Source organism: Streptomyces sp. IBSBF 3136, assembly GCF_036815105.1.
Lineage (GTDB): Bacteria > Actinomycetota > Actinomycetes > Streptomycetales > Streptomycetaceae > Streptomyces.
On sequence record NZ_JAJSZC010000040.1, the window covers coordinates 15,557 to 38,276 of the forward strand.

The 22,720-nt window shown below is 72.3% G+C and carries 20 protein-coding genes and 4 pseudogenes; 11 read left to right on the forward strand and 13 right to left on the reverse strand.

Features of this window, described 5'->3' with window-relative positions; all coding sequences use genetic code 11:
* Positions 1-102 precede the first annotated feature (102 nt).
* The 3 genes from V7E45_RS11590 to V7E45_RS11600 are packed head-to-tail and all read right to left on the reverse strand — an operon-like array spanning position 103 to position 5,053.
* Positions 103-543, reverse strand: coding sequence for an STAS domain-containing protein (locus V7E45_RS11590; protein ID WP_333774026.1), 441 nt, complete (start codon positions 541-543; stop codon positions 103-105).
* 29 nt (positions 544-572) lie between these two features.
* Complete coding sequence (locus V7E45_RS11595) at positions 573-884, reverse strand: STAS domain-containing protein (RefSeq protein ID WP_333774027.1); 312 nt, start codon at positions 882-884, stop codon at positions 573-575.
* Positions 884-5,053 (reverse strand): SpoIIE family protein phosphatase, encoded by a 4,170-nt coding sequence (locus tag V7E45_RS11600; protein ID WP_333774028.1) that lies wholly within the window; start codon positions 5,051-5,053, stop codon positions 884-886. Before V7E45_RS11600 ends, V7E45_RS11595 begins: the two co-directional genes overlap by 1 nt.
* 542 nt (positions 5,054-5,595) lie before the next feature.
* Here V7E45_RS11600 and V7E45_RS11605 point away from each other — a divergent pair.
* The gene (locus V7E45_RS11605) at positions 5,596-6,321 is read left to right on the forward strand and encodes an SDR family NAD(P)-dependent oxidoreductase (protein WP_333774029.1); all 726 of its coding nucleotides are present in this window, start codon (positions 5,596-5,598) and stop codon (positions 6,319-6,321) included.
* A 14-nt stretch (positions 6,322-6,335) separates the two neighbouring features.
* Here the strand turns inward: V7E45_RS11605 and V7E45_RS11610 are convergent, their stop codons facing one another.
* Entirely contained in the window at positions 6,336-6,869 is a 534-nt protein-coding gene (locus V7E45_RS11610) for a 2'-5' RNA ligase family protein (protein WP_333774030.1), read from the reverse strand.
* A gap of 118 nt (positions 6,870-6,987) precedes the next feature.
* On the opposite strand from V7E45_RS11610, the gene V7E45_RS11615 reads away from it, so the two are divergent.
* The gene (locus V7E45_RS11615; protein ID WP_333774031.1) at positions 6,988-7,329 is read left to right on the forward strand and encodes a hypothetical protein; all 342 of its coding nucleotides are present in this window, start codon (positions 6,988-6,990) and stop codon (positions 7,327-7,329) included.
* A gap of 81 nt (positions 7,330-7,410) precedes the next feature.
* On the opposite strand, the gene V7E45_RS11620 is transcribed toward V7E45_RS11615, so the two are convergent.
* Both V7E45_RS11620 and V7E45_RS11625 read right to left on the reverse strand, forming a co-directional pair.
* Positions 7,411-7,866 (reverse strand): DUF6098 family protein, encoded by a 456-nt coding sequence (locus tag V7E45_RS11620; RefSeq protein ID WP_333774032.1) that lies wholly within the window; start codon positions 7,864-7,866, stop codon positions 7,411-7,413.
* A 27-nt stretch (positions 7,867-7,893) separates the two neighbouring features.
* On the reverse strand, positions 7,894-8,121 hold the full coding sequence (locus V7E45_RS11625) for a DUF5133 domain-containing protein (RefSeq protein ID WP_333774033.1): 228 nt from the start codon (positions 8,119-8,121) through the stop codon (positions 7,894-7,896).
* Between the two features lie 216 nt (positions 8,122-8,337).
* Between V7E45_RS11625 and V7E45_RS11630 the strand changes: the two genes are divergently transcribed.
* The 5 genes from V7E45_RS11630 (at position 8,338) to V7E45_RS11650 (ending at position 12,214) form a co-directional block, all read left to right on the forward strand.
* Positions 8,338-8,829 (forward strand): hemerythrin domain-containing protein, encoded by a 492-nt coding sequence (locus V7E45_RS11630; RefSeq protein WP_333774034.1) that lies wholly within the window; start codon positions 8,338-8,340, stop codon positions 8,827-8,829.
* Between the two features lie 169 nt (positions 8,830-8,998).
* Positions 8,999-10,177: a PP2C family protein-serine/threonine phosphatase gene (locus tag V7E45_RS11635; RefSeq protein ID WP_333774051.1), complete on the forward strand. Its 1,179-nt coding sequence runs from the start codon at positions 8,999-9,001 to the stop codon at positions 10,175-10,177.
* A gap of 507 nt (positions 10,178-10,684) precedes the next feature.
* The gene (locus tag V7E45_RS11640; RefSeq protein WP_333774035.1) at positions 10,685-10,969 is read left to right on the forward strand and encodes a hypothetical protein; all 285 of its coding nucleotides are present in this window, start codon (positions 10,685-10,687) and stop codon (positions 10,967-10,969) included.
* Positions 10,966-11,361, forward strand: coding sequence for a hypothetical protein (locus tag V7E45_RS11645; RefSeq protein WP_333774036.1), 396 nt, complete (start codon positions 10,966-10,968; stop codon positions 11,359-11,361). Before V7E45_RS11640 ends, V7E45_RS11645 begins: the two co-directional genes overlap by 4 nt.
* Positions 11,362-11,722: 361 nt before the next feature.
* Positions 11,723-12,214, forward strand: coding sequence for a hemerythrin domain-containing protein (locus V7E45_RS11650; protein WP_333774037.1), 492 nt, complete (start codon positions 11,723-11,725; stop codon positions 12,212-12,214).
* A gap of 914 nt (positions 12,215-13,128) precedes the next feature.
* On the opposite strand, the gene V7E45_RS11655 is transcribed toward V7E45_RS11650, so the two are convergent.
* The gene (locus V7E45_RS11655; RefSeq protein ID WP_333774038.1) at positions 13,129-13,707 is read right to left on the reverse strand and encodes a winged helix-turn-helix transcriptional regulator; all 579 of its coding nucleotides are present in this window, start codon (positions 13,705-13,707) and stop codon (positions 13,129-13,131) included.
* Positions 13,708-13,806: 99 nt separating this feature from the next.
* Here V7E45_RS11655 and V7E45_RS11660 point away from each other — a divergent pair, with 99 nt between their 5' ends.
* Positions 13,807-14,592 carry an SDR family oxidoreductase gene (locus tag V7E45_RS11660; RefSeq protein WP_333774039.1) on the forward strand — a complete coding sequence of 262 codons (786 nt, stop codon included), beginning with the start codon at positions 13,807-13,809 and terminating at the stop codon, positions 14,590-14,592.
* Positions 14,593-14,680: 88 nt separating this feature from the next.
* Positions 14,681-15,061, forward strand: a pseudogene (locus V7E45_RS11665) (ATP dependent DNA ligase); the annotation flags it as partial.
* A gap of 7 nt (positions 15,062-15,068) precedes the next feature.
* Here the strand turns inward: V7E45_RS11665 and V7E45_RS11670 are convergent.
* The gene (locus V7E45_RS11670; RefSeq protein ID WP_333774040.1) at positions 15,069-15,845 is read right to left on the reverse strand and encodes a hypothetical protein; all 777 of its coding nucleotides are present in this window, start codon (positions 15,843-15,845) and stop codon (positions 15,069-15,071) included.
* Between the two features lie 80 nt (positions 15,846-15,925).
* Here V7E45_RS11670 and V7E45_RS11675 point away from each other — a divergent pair.
* Positions 15,926-16,121: pseudogene (locus V7E45_RS11675) on the forward strand (ATP-dependent DNA ligase); the annotation flags it as partial.
* Between the two features lie 22 nt (positions 16,122-16,143).
* Positions 16,144-16,275 (forward strand): annotated as a pseudogene (locus V7E45_RS11680) (DNA mismatch repair protein MutT); the annotation flags it as partial.
* 114 nt (positions 16,276-16,389) lie between these two features.
* Here V7E45_RS11680 and V7E45_RS11685 read toward each other — a convergent pair.
* The 5 genes and pseudogenes from V7E45_RS11685 to lanL all read right to left on the reverse strand — a co-directional run bounded on the left by V7E45_RS11685 (position 16,390) and on the right by lanL (position 22,470).
* On the reverse strand, positions 16,390-17,259 hold the full coding sequence (locus V7E45_RS11685; RefSeq protein WP_333774041.1) for a class II glutamine amidotransferase: 870 nt from the start codon (positions 17,257-17,259) through the stop codon (positions 16,390-16,392).
* Between the two features lie 136 nt (positions 17,260-17,395).
* On the reverse strand, positions 17,396-18,142 hold the full coding sequence (locus V7E45_RS11690; protein WP_333774052.1) for an ABC transporter permease: 747 nt from the start codon (positions 18,140-18,142) through the stop codon (positions 17,396-17,398).
* 459 nt (positions 18,143-18,601) lie between these two features.
* A pseudogene (locus tag V7E45_RS40570) lies at positions 18,602-19,222 on the reverse strand (ABC transporter ATP-binding protein); the annotation flags it as partial.
* A gap of 111 nt (positions 19,223-19,333) precedes the next feature.
* Positions 19,334-19,489 carry a VenA family class IV lanthipeptide gene (locus V7E45_RS11700; RefSeq protein ID WP_317440737.1) on the reverse strand — a complete coding sequence of 52 codons (156 nt, stop codon included), beginning with the start codon at positions 19,487-19,489 and terminating at the stop codon, positions 19,334-19,336.
* A 44-nt stretch (positions 19,490-19,533) separates the two neighbouring features.
* On the reverse strand, positions 19,534-22,470 hold the full coding sequence (gene lanL / locus V7E45_RS11705; RefSeq protein WP_333774042.1) for a class IV lanthionine synthetase LanL: 2,937 nt from the start codon (positions 22,468-22,470) through the stop codon (positions 19,534-19,536).
* Between the last annotated feature and the right edge of the window lie 250 nt (positions 22,471-22,720).

Below are 22,720 nucleotides of genomic sequence, written 5' to 3' on the forward strand. Positions count from 1 at the left end.
TAGATGACCGGTTCGAAGGGGACCTGAACAGGCCCTGCCGCCCGGCCCCCCGGCCCCTCTGCCTCTCTGCCCCTGGGCCCCCGTCGGTGGTGTGACGTGCTGTCAGTCGGGCAGGCCGGTGGTTCCGGGCGTGTTTTCGGGCGTGCCCTCGGGGCTGCCTTCGGGGCTGCCTTCGGGGGTGGCTTGGGTGCGGTCGGCGAGCGCGTCGGCGACGGTGTCGTAGACGGGCAGCAGTTGGGAGATGCCGGTCAGGGTCACCATCCGCATGAGGCGGCCGGGGATCTCGGCGAGGCGGAGCCAGCCGCCCACTTCCTGCGTCGCGTACAGGAGCGTGATGAGGGTGCTCAGGCCGGTGGAGTCGACGTAGTCGACATGGGTCAGGTCCAAAACGAGGTGCGGGACCTCTTCTCCGACGACGGACAGGGCCCGCGCCTGCAGGATGGGCGCGGTGTGCAGGTCCAGGTCCCCGGTGACGGCGACGACGGCCGTGCCCTCGCCGGGGTGGTGGACGGTCAGGTCGAGGATGTCGCTCACGTCGGTCATCGCTCCTGGCGTGCGGGGCTGGGGGTGGTTCACGAGTGGGGCCGGTGGTCGGGGCCGGGGCCGCGGACGGTGACGATGTCGGTGAGGCCCGAGACCGCGAGGACGGGCTCCAGCAGAGGGGTGACGATGAGCTCCAGCCGGTCGGCGTGGGCGAAGAGCACGCTCAGGCCCGCGCTGTCGAGGTACTCCACCGCGGTCAGGTCGAGGACGAGGGGGCCGGGGTGGCCGTCGAGGGCCTGGGCGAGGCAGCCGGCGTTGCTCATGTCGATCTCACCGCTGGCCGTGAGGCGGTCGGTGCCGTCCGGGTGCCGGCCGGAGGTGAGGGTGAGCGGGGTGGTCATCAGGCGATCCTCATCTGCATGTCGACGGTGGTGCCGGACGGGCCGGGGGTGATGGTGACCTGCTGCATCATGGCCCGCATCAGGGCCACCCCCCGGCCGCGGTGGGCGTTGCGCTCGGGCTGGGGGTCCTTCCACAGGCCGCTGTCGGCGACCGTCAGGCGCAGGCGGTCCACCCGGACTTCGGCCCGCAGCCGCACGGCTTGTCCGGGGGCGTCGCGGTGGCCGTGCTCGATGGCGTTGGCGCACGCCTCGCCCGCGGCGACGAGGACGTTCTGCACGTCGCCGGGGAGCAGGTCGCACTGCGCGAGCCAGCTGCGCAGTGCCTTGCGCACGGGGGCGAGCTGGGCGGACTCGGCGGGGAAGGAGACGTCCAGCGGGGCCGGGTGGCGGTAGAGCAGCAGCGCCACGTCGTCGTCGTAGCCGCCGGCCGGCGCGAGCCGGGACATGACCTCGGTGGCGAGGTCGTCGACGGGCACGTCACGGCCGTCGTGCACGGCGTCGCCGGCCTGGCTGATCCCTTCGCTGAGCGGGCGGCGGCGGCGTTCCACGAGCCCGTCGGTGTACAGCAGCAGCGTGGCCCGTGCGGGCAGGGTGCACGAGGTCTGCGGGCGCTCGAGGCCCGGCCGTACGGCCAGCGGCAGCGAGCGTCCCTCTTCCAGCAGCCGGATGGTGCCGTCCGGGTGGGCGAGGATGCCCGGCGGGTGTCCGGCGCTGGAGTAGGTCAGCTCTCCGGTGCCGGGTTCGAGGACACCGCAGAAGACGGTGGTGCACAGCGCGCCGGGGACGCTCGCGGCGAACTGGTCCAGGGCCATCAGGGTCCGCGCCGGGCTCGGGTCCTGCAGCATCAGGGCGCGGCAGGCGCTGCGCAGTTGCCCCATGACGCTGGCCGCCTCCAGGCCCCGTCCGACGCAGTCGCCGACCACGATGCCGATCCGTCCGTCGGGCAGGGCGACGGTGTCGTACCAGTCGCCGCCCACTTCCAGCGGGCGGGTGGCGGGCTCGTAGCGCACGGCGAAGCCGTCGGGGAGCTGGGCCGGGCCCAGGATGGCGCGTTGCAGCGCGATGGCGGTCTCCCGCTGCTGGTCGATCTGGTGGGCGCGGACCAGGCCCTGGGCGAGGTGCCCGGCGAGCAGGGAGAGCAGCAGCTGGTCCTCGGCGGTGAAGGGCCGGTGCTCGCCCAGGTCGATCCAGAGGGCGAGCGGGCCGTCGGGGTGTTCCAGCAGGACGCCGGCGCCGGTGTCGTCGGCGACGGGGGTGAGGGTGGGCTGCCGGCGCAGTCCGGCGAGCAGCTCCCGGTGCCGCGCGGACAGGTCCTCCCAGCGCAGGCGGGTCTCGGTGGCGGTGAGGACGGGGACGTCACCGCGGGCGAAGAGGGCGGCCACCACGCTCCGCGCGCGCCACAGGGTGTGCAGTTGGCCCAGGGCGCCGGAGAGTGCCTCGGGCAGGCTGACGGCCGTGGACAGGGCGGTGCTCAGGGCGGCCAGGGCGCTGTCGCGCTGGACGGCGTAGTGCTCGGCGGTGACGTCACGGAAGGTGCCGACGGTGACCCGGCGTCCGGTGTCGGGGTCCTGGGCCTTGTTGTAGGTGACGGTGACCCACAGCCGGTGGCCGTCGCGGTGGCAGACGGGGACGGTGTAGGAGCCCTGGGGGTTTTGCAGCAGGCCGGCGAAGGCGTCGTCGACCTGGTGGTGGGCCTCGGGGTCGGTGGCGGCGTTCGGCCACCAGGGCTGGATCGGCGCGTAGGGCAGGTCCTCGGGGCCGTAGCCGAGGATGTCGGTGAAGGCGGTGTTGATCTCCACGACGGCGCCGGACTCGTCGCAGACGAAGAACGCCTCCTGCAGGGAGTCGATGAGCGCGGTGCGCCAGCGCACGTGGTGGGTGCGCAGGCGGGCGAGTTCGACGTTGGCGCGCACGCGGGCCAGCAGTTCGGCGGCGGCGAACGGTTTGACGAGGTAGTCGTCGGCGCCGGCCTGCAGTCCCTCGATCGACGCCTCCTGGCCGGCCCTGGCCGACAGCAGCAGGACGGGTACCGAGGCCGTGCGGGTGTCGCCGCGCAGTCGGGCCAGCAGGGCCAGTCCGTCCAGGCGGGGCATCATCACGTCGCTGACGACGAGGTCGGGGGTGTCGCGGCGGGCGGAGTCGAGGGCTTCGACTCCGTCGGTGACGGCGGTGACGTCGTATCCGGCTCCGGTCAGGATGCGGGTGAGGTACTCGCGCATGTCGGCGTTGTCGTCGGCCACCAGCACCCGGGCGGTGCTGGAGGGGCCCGGGGCGGGCGCGGCGGGGTTCGCCTGGGCGCCCAGGCCGGTGCCGCCGGCCGGGGTGCCGGGATCGCCCGGCAGCCAGCGCAGGGCCTCCTGGACGTAAGGGTCGGCGGTGGCGGACCCGGTGGTGGTGCGGCCCGCGGGCACCACGGACTCGGCGGGCAGGTGCGCGGTGCCGAACGCCAGCCGGATGGTGAAGGTGGTGCCCTCGCCCTCGGTGCTGTGCGCGTTGATCGTGCCGCCGTGCAGGCCGACGAGTTCCTGCACCAGGGCCAGCCCGATGCCGCTGCCCTCGTTGGAGCGGGAGCGGGCGTACGCGATGCGGTGGAAGCGTTCGAACAGCCGCGGCATCTCCGCCGGGGGCACCCCGATCCCGGTGTCGGCGACGGTGATGACGGCATGGCCGCCCACCCGGCGCACACCGATGCGGACCGATCCCTCGAAGGTGAACTTCAGCGCGTTGCTGAGCAGGTTGAGGACCACCTTCTCCCACATGCCGCGATCGACGTACACCGGCTCGTCCAGGGGCGGGCAGTCCACGTCGAACACGAGGTGGGCCCTCTCCATCGCCGAGCGGAAGACGCTGGCGAGTTCCGCCGTCACCGCGGCCAGGTCGACCGGCTCGTAGCAGGCCTGCATGCGGCCGGCCTCGATCCGGGAGAAGTCCAGCAGCGTGTTGACCAGCTTGCCCAGCCGCAGCCCGTTGCGGAGGATGACGTCGAGTTCGCGCCGTACGGGCTCCTGCGCGTCGGCGAGACGGGTGCGCAGCTCCTCGGCCGGCCCCATGATCAGGCTCAGCGGGGTGCGGAACTCGTGGCTGATGTTGGAGAAGAAGGCGGTCTTGGCCCGGTCCAGTTCGGCCAGTTCCTCCGCGCGCCGCTGCTGCGCCTGGTAGCTGCGGGCGCTGCCGATGCCCGAGGCGATGTGCCCCGCGGTCAGTTCGACGAACCCCCGGTAGCCCTCGTCCAGCACGCGGTAGCGGTTGAGCGCCGCCACGAAGAAGCCGTACGGGGCGCTGCCCTGCTGCAGCAGCGGGACCACGAGTGCCTGTGCGGGAGGCTCGGGCCACTCGCCCGTGGGCAGGCCGGCGAGGGTGTCCGCGCCCAGCGGCACCAGGGCCGTCTCGCCCCTGGCCAGAGCCGCGGCGGGCCACACCGGGTCGGGGGCGTCGTGGGTGAGGACGGCCGGCGCGACCGGGTGGGCGGTGTCGATGCCGCTCGCCCCGGACAGCCGGGCGCTGTCCTCGTCGAACAGGTAGGTCAGGGTGAAGGGCAGGTCCTTGCGGTTGCGGTCCAGCTGCCGGTCGGTGAAGGCCAGCACCTCCTGCTCGGTGCGGATCACGCTCGGGTCCGAGCCCAGGTCGCGCAGGGTGGCCATGCGCCGCTCGCCGATCACCCGGTCGGTGTCCTCGCTGACCACGCACAGCATGCCGACGACCGTGCCGGCGTCGTCGCGCAGCGGACTGTAGGAGAAGGTGTGGTACGTCTCCTCGCTGTAGCCGGAGCGTTCCAGGAACAGCAGCAGGCCCTCGTCCCAGGTGGCCTCCCCCGTACGGAGCACGGTGTCGATGCGGGGGCCGATGTCACCCCAGATCTCCGCCCACACCTCGTTGGCGGGCCGTCCCAGTGCCCACGGGTACTTACGGCCCAGGGTGTCGCGCCGGTAGGCGGCGTTGCAGAAGAAGGTCAGCTCCTCGCCCCAGGCCATCCACATGGGAAAACGTGAGGACAGCAGGATGCTGACGGCCGTCTGCAGGCTCTGCGGCCACTGCTGCGGCGGGCCGAGCGGCGTGGCCGCCCAGTCCACCCGGGCCAGGTCCCGGCCCACCTCACGGTCGGCGGCGAAGACGTCACCGGCCGTCGTGCCCGGCTGCGGCCGGCGTCCCGCCTGCTCCGAACGCTCCACGCGACACCCGTCCCCTCGCACCCGCCCACCCGGTGGACATCCCCGATACCCAGAGCGCACGCGTATCTCATAACGGCGTGCCTATGCCTGCCTGCCCCCGGAACGCCGCCTGATGCCGGCGCACGCCCTGTCCCACCCGTCACAGCGACGGCGGGGCTCCCTGGCTCCGGCCGGCATTCTTCCAGACCCCTCGAACGCATGGCCCCGGAGGGAAGTTCTTCCTGCTCACCGGGCGGGCTGATCCGCCTGCGGCGGATAATCCGGGCGGGGGGAAACCCGCGCGGCCGACACGGCAGGAGACCTGGGGTGAACGAGACAGAGGGCACGGTGGCCATCGGCGCGCGCCCCTGCCCGGCCGGCCCCGTGGTCCTGCGGCCGGCCGCGCCTGGCGGGCGGGCATCGCCAGGTCCACGGCAGGGCCGAGGCGGCCACCCGTGTGGTGGTCCAGCTCCCCGCTCCCCCGGCGAAGAGCGGCTCACCCTCCTCGCCGGCCGGGCGGCCGCCCCTGCGGGTGATCGCGGCCCGGGAAAGGCGGTGCGGTCGTGAGCCGGATCCTGGTGACCGGTTCCGCGGACGGCCTCGGCCGTGCCGCGGCCCAGGCGCTGCTGTCCGCCGGACACGAGGTGGTGGTACACGCCCGCAACCAGGAGCGCGCCGCCGGCCTCCAGCCGCTGGTCGACCGTGGGGCGCACCTCGTGGTGGGGGACTTCACCGACCGTGACGCCGTACGGCGTATCGCCGCCGAACTGAACGACGCGCCGGGCCTCGACGCGGTCGTCCACAACGCCGGCGTATGGAGCGGACCGGCGGTCATGCCGGTCAACGTCGTCGCTCCCTACCTGCTCACGGCCCTGCTCCGCGGCCGGCACCGGCTGGTGTACCTCAGCAGCGGCTCCCACTTCACTGGGCGTCCCTCGCTCGCCGGGGTCGACTGGCGGGGCCGGAGCGCGGGCTCGTACGCCGACAGCAAGCTGTTCGTCACCACCCTGGCCGCTGCCCTGGCCCGCCTGCGCCCCGGGACACCGAGCAACGCCGTGGATCCGGGCTGGGTACCGACCAAGATGGGCGGCCCCGGCGCGCCGGACGATCTCGAACTCGGTCACCGGACGCAGGAGTGGCTCGCCGCCAGCGACGATCCCGAGGCCCTGACCAGCGGCGGCTACTGGTACCACCGCCGGCGGCGGCAGCCGCATCCCGCGGTCCACGACGAGGTGTTCCAGGACCGCCTGCTGCACGCCTTGGCGCAGGAGACGGGCACCGCTCTGTGACCGTCTCCGGGCGTCTATTTCAGCGGCCCCAGCATCTCCAGGGCGCCGGTCTCGGTGTCGTAGCTGCGCAGGGTGACGAGGCGGGCCGACAGCGGGGGTGCGGGGAGGAGTTCGGGGATCTGCCGGGCGGCGAAGGCACCGGCGCGGCGGGTGCGGCCGAGGGTGATGTGCGGGCTCCAGCGCGCGGGGTCGTGGAAGGGGTTGAGGGTCTGGGGCGGGCTGTCCGAGGCCACCGCCTCCCACACCCGGCGGTGCAGGCCGGCCAGCGTAACGTCGAGGTCCAGCGCCCAGGCCAGTACCGAGGTCGGCCGTTCGAAGCGGACCAGGCCGGTGAACCGCACCGGCAGCGGCAGCGCGGCGGCCGCCTCGGCGAGTTCCCAGCGGATCGGGGCGGTCAGCTCCGGGCAGGCGGCCAGGGTGAGGTGCGGGCGGTTGGTCGGTGAGCGGTGGCGGGCCTGGCTGGGCAGGCCGGCGTCCGCGAGCCGCCGCCAGGCCTGTAGGACCGCCAGCTCCGCCGCCTCGTCCAGCAGAGCCTCGATCGTGCGCACCGCCGCAGCCTACCGGCGGTCCTCCTGCGGTCCTGGCCGGCGGCGGATCCGCGCGGCCGGCTCTGAATCTCCTCAAGTCGCTTGGCAGGCAACCGACATGGCCGTCAGCCTGATCGTCATGACAGGAATCATGGGACGGGGCGGGAAGAGCGACGTCGTGCCGGTCATCCGGGATGCGGACGTGGTGGCGGCCGCCCTGCGTCAGGCGCTGGCCACCGCCTCACCGCGGGAGCGTCCCGGCCTGGAGCGCGCCGCCGCGCTCGTCGAGTCCACCGCCGCCGCGAGTGAGGCCCAGCTGCGGGCCGGCTGGGTCCGCGCCCGGCTGGCCGCCGTCGGCTTCACCGGCGACATCGCCTCCGTCGCGGCGGTGAAGGCCCTGCGCCAGGCGGAGCCGAGGCTGAGCCTGCTCGCGGCGGTGCGGCTGCAGAAGGCGGCCGTGGCCCATCCGCATCCGCGGTAGGGCCTCCCTGCCCGGGCACCGCGCCGGGGCGGGCACGGGCGTGCGGGGGTGCGGGGGTGCGGCGCCGGTTTCCGGGCGCTGTCAGCGCGGGGTCGCGTCGCGGGCGAGGGTCCCCCACCGGCCGGGTTGTTCGGTGATGATGGCGCGCGCCTCGGTGGTGACCCGGTCGCTGATCCAGCCGAGGGGTTCGACGTCCGTCACGAGGGGTTCGTTGTCGGGGCCGCGGGCCGTCTCGCGGCCGTGCAGCAGCCACGGCCGGGTCCGCGGGTCCTTGAGCCGGGGCAGATGGCAGTAGTCGTACAGCCGGCGCGCCACCCAGATCTTCGCGGGCCGCTCGCCCCACCAGGCTTCGAGGTCCAGCGAGCTGGCCGAGAGCCCCGGCAGCCGAAGGCCGGTCAGGTCGTCGGTGCTGCGGGCGTGCGGCAGGTCGTGTGCGGGGCCCAGGGACCAGCGCACGTACAGGCCCCGGCGGCCGGTGACGAGCCGGGTCAGTTCCTCCAGGCCGGCGATGGTCGGCAGGTCGGCGCGGGTGCTCATGGCGGGCGGGGCGGGCGTGGGGACGCCTCAGGCGGTGAGCAGGGAGTCGTCCTGCGGGCGGGCGCCGGGCAGCCGGTGGCGGGCGGCGATGAGGGCTGCGTCGATGTCCTGGGTGCCGGTCGCCACGCACAGGGTGTAGGCGACGTCGTCCATGCGCCGGCGCACCTCAAGGCTGCCGTCTTCGGCGTGCAGGATCCGCAGCGTCTCGTACTGCTCGATCAGGTTCGTCAGGACGACGGGGTGCGCCATGAGCATCGAGAGTCTCCTTCATCACCATAAATCACGTGGTGTGTACACCGACCCTTGTGCCCCGCCGTGCGGCCGTCATGCCCGCGCCTCTCGGCGAGGCGGCCCGGCCCTCGGGCAGCGTTCCGTGATGCGTGCTTCCGGGTGAGGGGGAGCCATCAACGCCGGTGGTGAGGGTAGGCGGTAGTGACTCTCAAACCGTTCGCACGAAAGTGGTGCCCGCCCATGGCCGAAACCAAGGACGTCGTCGACCTCATCCTCCAGGACCACCGGCGGATGGAGGACCTGTTCCGCCTGATGCGCAGCGTCGAGGCCGACCGGGCCGGTGCGCTCAAGGAGTTCGCGGACCTGCTGATCGCCCATGCGCAGGCCGAGGAGGCCAAGGTCTATCCCGCGCTGAAGCGGTACAAGAACATCGACGACGACGAGGTCGAGCACGGCGAGCACGAGCACGACGAGGGCAACCAGGCCCTGCTGGAACTGCTCGAGGTGGAGGAGGTCGGCTCCGAGGAGTGGGACTCCAAGCTGGAGGGGCTGGTGGAGGCCGTCACCCACCACGCCGACGAGGAGGAGCGCACCATCCTCAACGGCGCGCGCGAGAACGTGGCGATGGAGCGGCGCGAGGAACTGGGCGCGGCGTTCTGGGAGGAGCGCGAGCGGCAACTGAAGGCCGGCTGCGGCTCGGTCGAGAACGTACGCCGCATCGTCGATTCCTGACCGCGAACCGACCGGCACGAGGCGACCACCGACCGTGATCGGGCACGGATTGACGCCTGCTGTGACGTGTCCCCAAGCTTGAGAGGGGCAGCAGGAAGGGGCCGCGGCCGTGAACGGTGGGCACAGAGGACTTCCCCGGCTGCTGACCGCGGCGGAGAGGGCGGCGCCGGTGGACGCCGTCGAGGTGGTCGCCGAGGACCTGCGGCGGCGTTTCGGAGCCACGCAGGTGTCCTTCCTCATCGTGGACCTGACGGGGAGGGCCGTGGCGCGGCTGGCCACCGCCACCGGTGTGGAGGGGGGACGGGAAGCGGAGCGGATCCCCATGTTCGGCAGCGTCTACGAGCAGGTGATCCGGACCCAGCGGCTGTATCAGGAGGGGACCGGGCAGGGGCAGCGGGTGATCGTGCCGGTCACCAACCGCGGGGACGCCATCGGACTGCTGGAACTGCTCCTGCCCGCCGACCCCGGCGACGACATCTTGGACGAGGTCGGGGAAGCCGCCCACATCCTGGCCTACGTCGTGATCGCCAACGGCCGCTTCACCGACCTCTACACCTGGGGCAAGCGCTCCAGGCCGCCCACACTGGCAGCGGAGATCCAGTACCAGCTGCTGCCCCCGTCCCTGTCGTGCGAGGCCGCGCAGTTCACCTTGTGCGGGAGCCTGGAGCCCTCGGAGGACCTCAGCGGCGACACCTTCGACTACGCACTGGACCGCGACACCCTGCACGTGTCGGTGACCGACCCCATGGGGCACGACATCGATTCCGCCCTGGCCGCCACGGTGCTGGTGGGCGCCCTGCGCGGCGCGCGTCGCGCGGGAGCCGGCCTGGCCGAGCAGGCCCACCGGGCCGACCAGGCCCTGGCCCAGCACGGCCACGGCCACGCCACCGGGCAACTGCTGCGCGTCAACCTCCACACCGGTCGCGCCCAGCTCGTCAATGCCGGCCACCCCTGGCCGCTGCGCGTGCGCGAGGGGGCCGCGGAGGCGGTCACCTGCGAGGTGGACCATCCTTTCGGACTGCTGGTGTCCGGCACTCACCCCTACCGGGTTCAGGATCTCGATCTGCGCCCGGGTGATCGTCTGCTCATGGTGACCGACGGCATGCTCGAACGTCACGGGGAGGCCGTCGATCTGCTCGCCCTGCTCAAACGCACCCGGGATCTGCACCCGCGGGAGGCGGCGCTGACGCTGACGTCGGCGGTCCGGGAGGCCGCGGGGGATCGGCTCGCCGATGACGCCACCGTGATGTGCCTGGACTGGCACGGCCCCCAGCAGACCCTGCGGCACGTCAGCTCGGGCGCGGACACTGAGCAGGCTTCGGTCGGCCGCGCCGGGCGACAGCCGTGACCGGCGCTGTCCTGGACGGTCCCAGAGGGCCGGCGGGTGGCTCTCGCGCGTCGTCCCTCGGCCTGGTGCGCTCGCCCCGGCGACCTGGTGTTCCGGCCCGGATGATGCGGGTCGTCCCGGTGGGCCGGCGGTTCGCGCACCTTTGAACCCCGGCGTCAGGCACCGCCTGAACCCCGGCGTCAGGCACCGTCGCCGGGGCAGCTCCTAGGCGGCCTTCTGGGAGGCGGCCGCGGCGGGGTGCAGGTCCTCCAGGGTGAGCTGGTGGGCCGGGGGGTCGGGCAGGGCCACCTGGCGGGTGAGGTGGAGGTCGGGGCCGACGTGGAGGAGTCGTCAGATGGTGCTGGTGCCGCGCGGGCGGGTGTCGCCGTCAGGTGTGCGGCCGGGGCGGGATCAAGCGATCTCTGCATTCCTGCAGCTTCAAGGGAGAAAAAGTGCCACCGCCCGGGGCGGTCGGGGGCCTTGCGCATGCACCAATCCACGTGACTATAGAGGTGCTATGGTTGCGCTATGGCGAATACGACGATCCAGGTGACGAAGCAGACCCGCGACCACCTCGCCGAACTCGCAGAAGAGCGCGGTCTCAGCATCGGCCAGCTCGTCGACGCGCTCGCCGCCGAGCAGCCCACCGCAGCGCAGCGAGCCGAGCAGGTCGCGGCCGCGCGAGCGCATGCCCGCAAGGTGATCGGCGTCGATGTCAGCGACGAGGAGTTCGCCACTCTCGATGTGCTGGGCAACCTGCGACGGATCGCGGCGGAGAAGGTCTTGGCGATGCCCGGCAAGGACGCCGCGTGATCATTCTCGACACCGGCGCCGTGACCGCCCTGACGACGGGGCACAAGGCGCTCAACGCGCTCGCGGTCAACGTCACCGCGAGCGGTGACCGGCTCCTCGTTCCGGCTTTGTGCCTGGCTCAGGCCGAGGCCGACCAGGCTGGCGCCGCACGGGCCGTTCTCGGCTACCCGTGCACCGACGTCGAGATCCTGGGGCAGATCGACGCCCCGGCCGTGGGCACCATGTTCCGCGACGGTTACGGCGGCATGGACACCTGTCACGCCCTCTACACCGCACTGCGCCGCACCGGCACCGGCGGCATGCCCATCCTCCTGACCGACGACGAGGACCGCTACCCGCCCGGCATCCTCGCCATCAGCATCGACACCCCCGGCATGCTCGGCTTCCACTGAGCGAGAGCCCGCTCTCGCGGGGCCCGGCCCGCGGTGTCCTCGGCGGCTCGCACCTTCGACAGAAGCATCTGCCAAGTCCCGTCCGCACCCGGTACAGCACCCCGTCGACCTCGCGCAGCAGCGAAGTCCGCCGCCCCTCGGCAGGGGCGAGGGGCGAGCAGGAGCGGCCGGGGCCCCTGCCGCTGTACGGCACCGTTTTCCCGCACCACCCGCACGACCGCTCCAGCAGCCGTTCGCGGACGTGTGCCGACCGGGGGAACTTCCCCGCTCACCGGTGTCCGGTGAGCGGGGGTCATCAACGCCGGTGGCGCGGGTAGCCGGTAGGGGCTCTCAACCGTTCGCACGAAAGTGGTGCCCCGTCATGGCCGAAACCAGGGACGTCGTCGAGCTCATACTCCAGGACCACCGGCGGATGGAGGACCTGTTCCGCCTGATGCGCAGCGTCGAGGCCGACCGGGCCGGTGCGCTCAAGGAGTTCGCGGACCTGCTGATCGCCCATGCGCAGGCCGAGGAGGCCAAGGTCTATCCCGCGCTGAAGCGGTACAAGAACATCGACGACGACGAGGTCGAGCACGGCGAGCACGAGCACGACGAGGGCAACCAGGCCCTGCTGGAACTGCTCGAGGTGGAGGAGGTCGGCTCCGAGGAGTGGGACTCCAAGCTGGAGGGGCTGGTGGAGGCCGTCACCCACCACGCCGACGAGGAGGAGCGCACCATCCTCAACGGCGCGCGCGAGAACGTGGCGATGGAGCGGCGCGAGGAACTGGGCGCGGCGTTCTGGGAAGAGCGTGAGCGGCAGCTGAAGGCCGGCTGCGGCTCGGTCGACAACGTGCGCCGCATCGTGGCCTCCTGACCCCGTCCCGGTGCGGCCCGGCCCGGACTGCGGTCAGGCGCCCGGGCCGGATGTGCGAGAGCGATGGCTCGCTGAGCGTCGGGAAGGCATTGCCCCCGGCATCGCTGCGGAAGCCGAACGCTGGACCCAAGTTCTGCGCGACGGCGGCCTCCGCAGCCTGCCCCGGCAGCAAGCCACGGTCCGGCTCTACCTCAACCGGGCCGCCCAGCGCTGTTGGCGTGGTCGAACCGCTACGACCATCTGCGGGAGGTGACCCGCGAAGACGTGCTGGCCCATGCTGGTCGCCCTGCGCTCACTGTTCGCCTGGGCCAAACGGTCCGGCCTGATCTTTCGCAACCCGGCCAGCCGTATCGAGGTCGGCCAGATCGAGTACAGCGTGCTCCAACCGCTCGCACCCGACAAGATCGACCGCTCCGTTGTCGCGGCCACCACCCCTGCCGCCCGCTTGTCCTCGCTCTCGCGGCAGTGCGCGCGGCCCGGGTCCCAGATCGCCACTCTCCTGCTCGACGATGTCGACATCGGGAACCGCCGCCTGACCATCGCCGACGTGTCCGGCCCGTCGACGATCTCCCGATCGATGCGGAGTCGTTCCAAAGTCGCCTCCTGGCCGCGCAGGGGCCCACGGATCCAGCAGTTACTTGGCGCGACCAGTGCCCGTAGCGGTCTGGTTGTTGATCAGCAGGTGGAGGTTGGCCGTGTTTGGCCAGCGCTCGCGCCGGAATTTCCAGCCAGTCCAGCAGTAGTTTCAGTTGCTCCAGCAGAGCTCGTGCGGACTCCGAGGCTGCCGAGACCGACCCCTCGGGGGGGATTGTTGGAAACGACTGGTGTTGCCCTCGCCTCACTTGATCCAGTTCTCAACGACTGGGAGGGTTGGCAGATATCACGCCGGCGACAAGCCGGTGCCGCGAGGCTGGTCAGGTGCAGCCGGTGCTCGCGGCCCTGCTCAAGGCTGTACGGGAATCTTCCGGACCTGCTTTCGCCTCTTCCGCGGGAATGGCCGGCCGTGCCGCGTAGCGGCTGCGCATCGCGTCGCTGGCCGCGGGGCCCGCGGTGAAGACGTAGACGGCGCTGTCGTCGAGTCGGCGGCCGGTTTTGGCGTCGACGACCACGGGCTCGACTTCCTCGCCGCTGTGCGCGTCGACGAGGATCATGCTGCGCTCCGTCGGCGTGAGGCGGGAGTTGCCCCACGCGGCCAGGGCGACGATCACCGGGCGCAGGGAGCGCCCGAGTTCGGTCAGGACGTACTCGTGCCGGACGGGGCTGGTCTGGTAGGGCCGACGCTCCAGCAGACCGTCCGCGACCAGGGTCTTCAGCCGGGTGGTGAGCATGCTGGAGGAGATGCCCAGGCTCTCCTGGAACTGGTCGAAGCGGGTGTAGCCGTCGAAGGCGTCGTGGAGGATGAGCAGTGTCCACCACTCGCCGACGTGTTCCAGCGTCGTGGACAGCGGGCACTCCCGGTCCTCCAGCCTGATCCGGCTTGCCACGGCGACCATCCCCTCAGTTACTGCTAAAGTCGAAGTTAGTGGCTTCTATTTTAGCAGTCGAGACGGGAGCGGCGCCTCGTGCACCCGCGCCCGGGAACGGAGCGCAACGTGACCACATCCATCAGCGAATCCCTCGAAGGCCGACGCGCTCTGGTCACCGGCGGCACCAAGGGCACCGGAGCCGCCATCGCCCGGCGCCTGGCCCAAGCCGGTGCGACCGTGCTGGTCACCGCCCGCAGCCGCCCCGACGACGTCGAGGAGAAGGCCTTCATCGCCGCCGACCTGTCCACCGCCCAGGGCGCCGCCCACGTCGCCTCCGAGGTGGACGCCCGCGTGGGAGGCGTCGACATCCTGGTCAACACCCTCGGCGGCTCCGAGGCACCGGCAGGAGGATTCGCCGCGCTCGGCGAGGACGACTGGGCAAGGGAGCTGAACACGAACCTGCTGGCCGCCGTCCGCCTGGACCGCGCACTCCTACCGCACATGCTCGCCAAGGGCAGGGGCGCGATCGTGCACGTCACCTCGATCCAGCGCCGCATGCCGCTGTGGAACGGCACCTTGGCCTACGCCGCCGCCAAAGCCGCCCTGACGACCTACAGCAAAGGACTGGCCAACGAGGTCGCCCCCCACGGCGTCCGCGTCAACACCGTCTCACCCGGCTTCGTCCAGACCTCGGCCGCCGACAACCTCGTCGCCCGGATCGCCCACGACGCCGGTATCACCCGGGAAGCGGCGCTGGGCCGGCTCATGGACTCCCTGGGAGGCATCCCGCTCGGCCGTCCCGACCAGCCCGAGGAAGTTGCCGAGCTCGTCGCCTTCCTCGTTTCCGACCGCGCCTCGGCCATCGTCGGCGCCGAACACGTCATCGACGGCGGCACCACCCCCACCGTCTGAACCCGCCACCACCATCAGGAGCGTCATGCACGACAACCAGCTCCGGACCATCCCCCCGGACGACCTGCCCAAGGTGATCACCCGCTACCTCACAGCGCACCGCGGGCCACGGGCGCGCACCGGCAGGCTGTCCAACCTGCACCTGGGCGCGCGCACCGAGGACGGCGGCTTCGCGATGGTCGGCAAGACCTTCAAGGGGATGACCGACGAGATGCTGGCCTGGCATACCGAGCGCTTCCTCGCGCTCGAGGAGTCCCGCACGTCGTACGTCGTGACCGTGCGCCCGGAGCAGGTCGTGGAGATCGCCTTCGACGGCGTGCAGCGCTCCTCGCGCTACCCCGGCGGGAGGGCGCTGCGCTTCGCCCGGGTGCTTCGCTATCGGGACGACAAGACTGCCGCCGACGCCGACACGATCGGCATCGTCCGGCAGTTTTTCGACTCCGCCCGCTCCGCCGACGACCCGACCTGAGCCACCCCTACAACGCCAGCAGCAGCGAGCCGTACAGCAGGACCGCGATCAGGAAGGCGGCATAGGAGTTGTCGACGCTCTCCGAGAACTCGTCCTGAATGATCATCAGCACGGCGCCGCCCGCGACGAACGAGACCAGCATGGCGAGCACCGGTGGGTCGATCGCCACCTGCGTGCTGAGGAACCATCCGACAAGGAAGGCGCCGGTCAGGATCCATCTGCCGATCCGATGGTAGGCCGAGTGGTGCATCTCCAGCAGGTGGAAGTCGATCACCAGGAAATGCATCGTGATGGCGAAGGCGAAGATGAGGAGGCCGAACACACTGGTGATCTGGCCCATCAGGTAGCCCAGCAGGATCTTGTACAGCGACATGCCGACCATATGCACCCAGAAGTGCACCGGACGCCCCGCCCCGCCGCTGGACCCATGGTCGACGGGTCGTTCGATCCCTCTCTCCAGCCCGTAGAAGAGCGTGAACCCCAACAGCAGGGGAAGAAAGGGGTTCTGCTCGCCCCAGGCGGAGAGCGCCCCGAGCCACCCGGGGAACCTCAGGACATAGGACTCATCCGCGTGCAGTTCCTCGTCAGCGAGGCGCGTGATCTCGGGCAACAGCTGCAGGAAGATGTAGGTGATGGAGATGCCGTCGGCGAACGCACGCCAGTACCTCGAGTCGATGTACCTGCCGGGGTGCACGTAGGGCGACCAGACGTGCAAGAACGCCAGGGGCAGGCCGATCGCCACGGTGAGAGAGAGGTTCAGCACGCCGTGGCTCCCGTCGCTCATGCCTGCATGGTGGAACAGGACCCCGGCGCCATTCTGCGCCGGCCCGCCCATGCCCGCGGCGTCATCCCATCTGTCATCGGCTTGTCACCAAGACCTTCAAGGGCATGACCGACGCGATGCTCGCCTGGCGGACCGGGCGGCTGACGGAACTGGCCGTCGAGGAGCATGGCTGGGGCGTGCGAGTGCGCCCCGAGCTCGTCGTGGAGGGAGGACAAGCGGCCCGGGGAGGCCGACACCGGCGAGGCCGTACTGGCGGCCCACCCGGAGGTCGGCCCGGGCGGCGCGGCGCAGTGCGGGGCTGCTGCTGTTCCGGCGCACCTGCGAGGGCCTGGAGGTGCTGGTCGGCCACATGGGCGGGCCGTATTACGCGAGGAAGGACGCGGGCGCGTGGACGGTGCCCAAGGACGAGTACGAGCCGGACGACCCGGCCCGGGCGCCCGGGCCGGGTGCGGCGCGGCGCGGGCGCCCTTTCGTTCTCCGGGGGGCGCCCAGCGGGTGGGGCGTCCGGCCAGGGGGGCGTTCGTGCCGGTCAAGCCGCTTGCGGTCAGGCGGCTTTCTGGGAGGCGGCCGCGTCGGGGTGCAGGTCCTCCAGGGTGAGCTGGTGGGCGGGTGCGTCCGGCAGGACGGTCTGGCGGGTGAGGTGGAGGTGGGGGTCGACGTGGAGGAGTTCGCCGGGTTCCATCGGCCGCCAGTGGGGGTTGTCGTCCATGCGTTCGCTGGCGACGACCACGGCGGGGTGATCGGCCAGGTGGGAGGAGTGGACGCGCATGCGGCCGTGGCTGCCGCTGTGGTCCAGGTGCCGGCTGCCGTGCTCTCCCCCGGCCTGGCGCTGAAGGACGTACAACTCGTGGGTGTCGGGGTAGCGCAGCGCCCACAGTTCCCGGGGGGTGATGAGGATCAGGTTCAGGGCGTAGACGGGCAGGTGCGCGGCGATCCAGCCGGCGGCCTCGCGGATGCCCGCGCCGACGTCGCCGTCGTGCCGTCGTGTCTCCCGGGTGATCAGGGCGAAGAAGCGCTCGGAGTCGGTGTCCCCCTTCACCAGTGACCGGTCCGCGCCCAGGTGGTGGTCGAGCCGGTCGAGGGCTTCGATGACGCCGTTGTGCGCGAAGATCCGCCCGTCCTGCTCGAAGGGGTGGGTGTTGCGCATGTCCAGGCTGCCGGTGGAGGCGAAGCGGACGTGGGCGACGAACGTCTGCGACTCCTCCTGGCGGGCCTCCTCGGCGAAGGCCCGGTCGCGGTAGGCGGCGATGGGGGCCTTGTCGACGTGCGGGGTGCCGTCGGCGGCGAAGTGGCCGAGGCCGGTGCCGTCGGGGTCGCGGTGGCTCTGCCGGCTCAGGCTGTCGGGGGCGTCCAGCAGCCAGAAGGTGGCGTGGGTGCGCAGCGGGGCACTGCTGAGGCCGAAAAGGCGGCACATGGTTCCTCCAGGGTGTGTGCCGAAAGTGCCCCCGAGGCCGGGGGGTGAACCCGGCGGGACGTCCCCCGGTCATTTTGTCATGTGCCCCGCCGCGAGGCTGAGCGTGGCGGCTGTGGTGCGCGCGTGCGGCCGGGGGTCATTCGGGGCGGCTGAAGCGGTGGGCGGCCCAGAGCAGGGCCATGGCGCCGCCGGCCAGCAGGAGCGCGCCCTCCAGGAGCAGCGGGGGCTGCCAGCCGAACCAGGTGATGCCCGCGGCGGTGGCCGCCTGGCCCGGTACGCGCAGTGCGATGCAGCGGCGCAGCAGGTCCACGCCGTAGGCGAGCGGGTTGACGGCGGCCAGGGCGTGGGCCCAGCCGGGCAGGTTGTGCAGGGGGAAGAAGCCGCCGGAGAGGAACAGCAGCGGCATCATGACCAGGCCGAGCAGCATGTGGAAGGCCTCGGGCCGGTCGATGCTCACGGCCAGCAGCAGGGCCAGGGCGGTGACGGTGAAGGAGGCCAGGATCATGCCGGCCAGGAGCAGCGCGAGCAGGAGCGGGTCGTAGGGCAGGCCGACGGCGCCGGCCAGGGTGAGCAGGACGGCGCCCTGGACGGTGGAGACGAGGGTGCCGCCGGCGCAGCTGCCGAGCAGGAGGGTGGGCCGGGTGACCGGGGCCATGAGCAGTTCCCGCAGGTAGCCGCTCTGCCGGTCGGTGATCATACGGACGCCGACGATGATGGCCGGTGCCTGGACCGTCATCATCAGCATGCCCGGGAAGAGGTAGGCCTGGTAGCCGACGCCGAGCGAGGAATCGGGGATCAGCGCGGCCAACCCGCCGCCCAGGACGAAGAGGTAGAGCACCGGCTGGAGCACCATCAGGGCGGTGTGGGTGGGCTGGGCCGCCATGCGCAGCAGGTCGCGGTGGACCAGGGCGTGCACGGCGATGCCGCGGGCTGCCAGGGCCGCGCACAGCCGGGGGATCCAGGCGCTGCCGTCGGGTACGCGCAGGGACAGTCCCTCGGTGTCCGGGGTGACGGGGGTGGCCGCCGGCACGGTCTGGCTCACGACCTGGTGTGCCGCCGTGTCGTCGCCGGTGCGCAGGACCACCCGGTCCTCGCCGATCTCGGCCTTCAGGGCGTGGGGGGTGCCCTGGGCCACGAGCCGGCCGTGGTCGAGGATGCCGAGGCGGTCGCAGTTCTCCGCCTCCTCCAGGTAGTGGGTGGTGATGAAGAGGGTGCTGCCGTGCTGGTCGCGCAGGGCGCGCAGGTGCTGCCAGACCTGGGCGCGGGCGTGCGGGTCGAGTCCGGTGGTCGGCTCGTCGAGGAAGAGCACCTGGGGGGCGTGCAGCAGGCCGCGGGCGAGTTCCAGGCGGCGGCGCATGCCTCCGGAGAGGGTGCGCACCGGGGAGCGCCGCCGGTCGGCCAGTGCGACGGTCTCGAGCATCTCGGTGACGCGCAGGCGGGCGTGGCGGCGGCGCAGTCCGTACAGGCGGGCGTGGATGTGCAGGTTCTGTTCGGCGGTCAGGTCGGGGTCGAGGGCGCTGTGCTGGAAGAGCATGCCGACCCGTCGTCGTACCTGGTCGGGCCGGCTGAGCACGTCGGCGCCCGCCACCGTGGCCTGTCCGGCGGTGGGGCGGGCCAGGGCGCACAGCAGGGCGAGGGTGGTGGACTTGCCCGCGCCGTTGGGGCCGAGGAAGGCGTAGGTCTCGCCCTGGAAGACGTCGAGGTCCAGGCCGCGGACGGCGTGGGTGGTGCTCCCGTTGGGGCCCGGGTAGCTCTTGACCAGGCCGCGGGTGCTGATGGCGGGCACGGGCCGGGCGGTGGACGGCCCGGTGCCCGGGGCGGTGCCGGGTGCGGTGGCGTCCGGGGCGGTGCTCGGGGCGGTGGGCGCGGTGGCGTCCGGGGCGGTGCCGGGTGCGGTGGTGCCGGGTGCGGTGGTCGGGGGGGTTGCTCGGGCGCGAGCGGCGTCGCCGGCGGGTGCCTGCATGGTCGGCTCCTCGTCCACGGGAGTGTCGTGCGCGGGCCTGCGGGCCGCGGCGCGGCCGCGCTCCGGCCGGCGGCGGCCCCTGGGGGGCTGCCGCCGGCCGGAGGTTTTCGGCTAGGCGCAGCTGATGCCCACACAGACGGTGTTGAGCAGCGTCAGCAGGCCGACGCAGGCGCACGTCCCGGAGAACGAGGCTCCGTCGAAGTCGACCGGGTCGGTCTCCGGAAGGGCGTGCAGGTGGGCCAGGAGCTCGAGGGTCTGGTTCTCCATGACATTCTCCTTCTCCGTGCGGCGGCGACAGGGGGCCCTGTCGCTCAGCCCGGCTGCTGGATGGTCCAGTGCCGGGAGTCGTGGTGGCGGGTCCTGAGGAGGAACGCCAGGATTCCCGCGGCGCCGTCGCTCCAGCTCGTGGAGATCTCCCCGTACTCGTTGGGGAAGACGACGTGGGTGGTGCGGTGGGCCCGTTCGCAGACGATGAGGCGGGCCAGGTTCTCGGCCATCGCGTGGTAGGGGGCCTCCCCGGTGGCATTCGCCATGTCGAGGAGGAAGTCGCCGTTGCCCGCCAGTCCGTGGCACTGGGCGACGGCGGCGCGTGAGGCGCGTTCCATGACGGCGTGCGCGGCGCCGCGGGCGAGGCCGGTGTACCGGTCGTCGCCGGTGCGCTGCCACAGCCGGATCAGGAAGGACCCGATGCCGGCGGAGCCGTGGCACCAGTACGGCGCGGTGGGCGGGTCCGTGGCCTGGGCCGGCCACTGGGCTCCCTCGCCGACCGTCACGGCGTTGGCCACCAGGTGTTCTCCCGCGGCGACGGCCAGTTCCAGGTGTTCGGGCCGGCCGGAGACGTGCGCGGCGGCGAGGAGGAAGCTGCCGATGCCGGCCGATCCGTGGGCGAAGCCCAGGTAGCGTTTGCCGGCCTCCTGGGACACGGCTTCCGCGGGGACGGGCCAGCTCACGCCGGAGGGTTCGGGCTGGGCCGCGGCGGCCAGCCGGTCGGCGGCGTCGACGACGAGTTCGGCCAGGCGCGCGTCACCGGTGCGGTGCCACAGGTGGGCGGCGGCCAGTCCGCTGCCGGCGGTGCCGTGGGTGATGTCGTGGCTGGGGGTCGGCTCCAGCGGGGCCAGGGCCAGGGCCAGCGCGTGGTCCGTCAGCCGTCGGTCGGCAACGGCACGGCCGGCGTCGTACAGCGCCCAGGCGATGCCGCGGCCGCCGAAGTGCAGGCCCGGACGGATGGAGCGGGTGTCGGTGCGGGCGACGATCCAGCCGCCCGCGGCCGATATCACCTCCGGCAGGCGCGGGTCGCCGGTGAGCTCGAAGTACCGGGTCAGGACCGCCAGTACGCCTGCCGCGCCCTGCTGCACGGTGCAGGGGCCGGTCTCCCCGGCCAGGGTGGACACGGGCCACAGCCGCGGCTCGCCGGCCGGGGTCATGGTGTCGAGGAGGTGGTTCACCATCCCGGTGATCGTGGCCTCGCTCGCGGCGTCCGGCCCGGCCGTCGGTGCCGGCCCGGGGGCGGGATGCCTGGGCCGCGGCAGGTCCGTGCCGTGTCGCTCGGGGTGCGTGCCGGGTCGCTCGGGGTCCGTGCCGCCTCGCGGCAGATCCGTGCCGGATCGCTCGGGGTCCGTGCCGCCTCGCGGCAGATCCGTGCCGGGTCGCTCGGGGTCCGTGCCGGGTCCGGGCAGGGCGGTCCCCTGCCGGGGCACGGCTGTCCCGTGTCCGGGCAGGCCCAGGCCAGTCCCGTGTCCGGACAGGGCCAGGCCCGTCCCGTGTCCGGGCAGGACGGTCCCGGGTCCGGGCGGGGCGATCCGTTGGAGTGCCTCGCGTGCGGTGTCGGGGTCCCAGCGTTCGCCGGGATCGTCCTTCGTCAGGTTGAGGATCATCTCCCGCATGCCGTCCGGCAGGCGGAGCGTTCCGGCGCAGGCGGCCAGCCACTGCGCGAACCGCTGTTCGGCCGCTCGGGTGTCGGGCTCCTCGGGCAGCAGGTTGGGCACCTTGCCGGCCAGGACGAAGCACACGGTGGCGCCGAGGCTGTAGTAGTCGGCCGTCGGGGACACCGCGGCGTCCTGAAGGCGTTCCGGGGCGCTGAATCCGGGGGTGCCGACCCGGCTCGGGAGCATGTCCTCGTCGGTCAGGACGGCGAGCTCCAGGTCGATGAGGCGCAGTTCGCCGTCGGGCCGGACCATGACGTTGCCGGGGGTGAAGTCCCTGAGGACGCAGCCGCAGGCGTGGGCCGCCGCGACCAGGTCCACGAGCCGTCCCACCTGGGCGAGCGCCTCCGCCCGGTAGCGCTCGGCGCCGACGTCGCGGAACCGTTCGGCGACCCAGGTGCGCAGGGGCACGCCCGGCACCTCCTCCTGGGCGAGGAACAGGTGGCCGCCGATCTCGAACGTCGCCAGCGGCTCCGGTGCCAGCCCCGTGTGCCTGAGTTTCTGAAGCGTCCTGGCCTCGGCCCGCAGCCAGTCGCGGACGTCGGATCCGGCCACGTCGCCCTCGACGTGCGGCCGGGCCTCCTTGATCACCACGGGGGCGCCCGTGGTGGTGTCGGTGCCCCGGTAGACGCCGCCCTTGTTGGTGTGCCGGATCGCTTCGCGTACCGAGAACCGGCCACCGAGGAGTACGGGGCCGCTCGCCGCCTTCTGCCGGCGGGGCGGGAGCGGTACCGAGGCCGGGAAGGGGCTGACGGCCCAGGACGGCGGGGAGTACTGCCCGGTGCGCTTGTCCTCGACGGGGTTGCCGTCGGGGTCCTCGATGAACCAGACCAGCAGGCCCTGGTCCGACACCCGGCGGCGGCCGACGAAGGCTCCGTAGCGGTAGTGCACCAGGCTCTGCGGGGCGTAGGGCTGGTCGGACAGGATCCGGGGGCCGGGCAGGCCGGCCGTGGCCTTGTGCAGCTGGAGCGCCACCCGCGCGGCGTCCTCGTCGGAGGGCGGGTAGACGGTGATGAACTTGCCCGAGCTTCCGCGGGGCGTGGCACGGGAGTTGAGCGCGCTCACCTGTTCCAGGGAGCGGACGAACTTGAATCCCGACTCCTCGGGCAGCAGCACGTCCAGGGCCCTGACGAGGACTTCGGGTGCGGAGGCGGCCGTCGCGGACACGTGCAGCTTCCAGCCCTGCCGGCGCTGCATCCCGGACCGGTGGGTCAGGCGGCACCACATCTCGTCCGCGTCGATCGTCCACCGCGCGTCGGTGCCGGTGGCCTGTAACGCCCGGCGGAGGAGGCTTTCGAGGTCGACTTCGGTTGCGTGGCTCGTCATACACGTCCCTCTCAACGGCGAGACCCGCTGGCTGGAATACGCCTTCAGCACGGAAGAACGTACAGCGCGTATCCGGCGAACGTCACTGGATTCGGTGAGCGCACGGCGCTATTGCGACGACAGATGGCGCAGTCCGGCGCGAATATCAGGCGCACATATTCCGTGCGGAGCTTTTAATACGGCATCTGTTCGATGGGGCGGCCGCACCCGAATCCGGAAAAACCGAACAGATCCCAGCGCTCCCACCAGC

Bases quoted from the DNA above. Each gene is read 5' to 3' on its own strand.
- V7E45_RS11590 (WP_333774026.1), bottom strand. From the start codon at position 543: ATGACCGACGTGAGCGACATCCTCGACCTGACCGTCCACCACCCCGGC.
- V7E45_RS11595 (WP_333774027.1), bottom strand. From the start codon at position 884: ATGACCACCCCGCTCACCCTCACCTCCGGCCGGCACCCGGACGGCACC.
- V7E45_RS11615 (WP_333774031.1), top strand. From the start codon at position 6,988: ATGACAGGAATCATGGGACGGGGCGGGAAGAGCGACGTCGTGCCGGTC.
- V7E45_RS11620 (WP_333774032.1), bottom strand. From the start codon at position 7,866: ATGAGCACCCGCGCCGACCTGCCGACCATCGCCGGCCTGGAGGAACTG.
- V7E45_RS11625 (WP_333774033.1), bottom strand. From the start codon at position 8,121: ATGCTCATGGCGCACCCCGTCGTCCTGACGAACCTGATCGAGCAGTAC.
- V7E45_RS11630 (WP_333774034.1), top strand. From the start codon at position 8,338: ATGGCCGAAACCAAGGACGTCGTCGACCTCATCCTCCAGGACCACCGG.
- V7E45_RS11640 (WP_333774035.1), top strand. From the start codon at position 10,685: ATGGCGAATACGACGATCCAGGTGACGAAGCAGACCCGCGACCACCTC.
- V7E45_RS11650 (WP_333774037.1), top strand. From the start codon at position 11,723: ATGGCCGAAACCAGGGACGTCGTCGAGCTCATACTCCAGGACCACCGG.
- V7E45_RS11655 (WP_333774038.1), bottom strand. From the start codon at position 13,707: ATGGTCGCCGTGGCAAGCCGGATCAGGCTGGAGGACCGGGAGTGCCCG.
- V7E45_RS11670 (WP_333774040.1), bottom strand. From the start codon at position 15,845: ATGAGCGACGGGAGCCACGGCGTGCTGAACCTCTCTCTCACCGTGGCG.
- V7E45_RS11685 (WP_333774041.1), bottom strand. From the start codon at position 17,259: ATGTGCCGCCTTTTCGGCCTCAGCAGTGCCCCGCTGCGCACCCACGCC.
- V7E45_RS11690 (WP_333774052.1), bottom strand. From the start codon at position 18,142: ATGGCGGCCCAGCCCACCCACACCGCCCTGATGGTGCTCCAGCCGGTG.
- V7E45_RS11700 (WP_317440737.1), bottom strand. From the start codon at position 19,489: ATGGAGAACCAGACCCTCGAGCTCCTGGCCCACCTGCACGCCCTTCCG.
- lanL (WP_333774042.1), bottom strand. From the start codon at position 22,470: ATGACGAGCCACGCAACCGAAGTCGACCTCGAAAGCCTCCTCCGCCGG.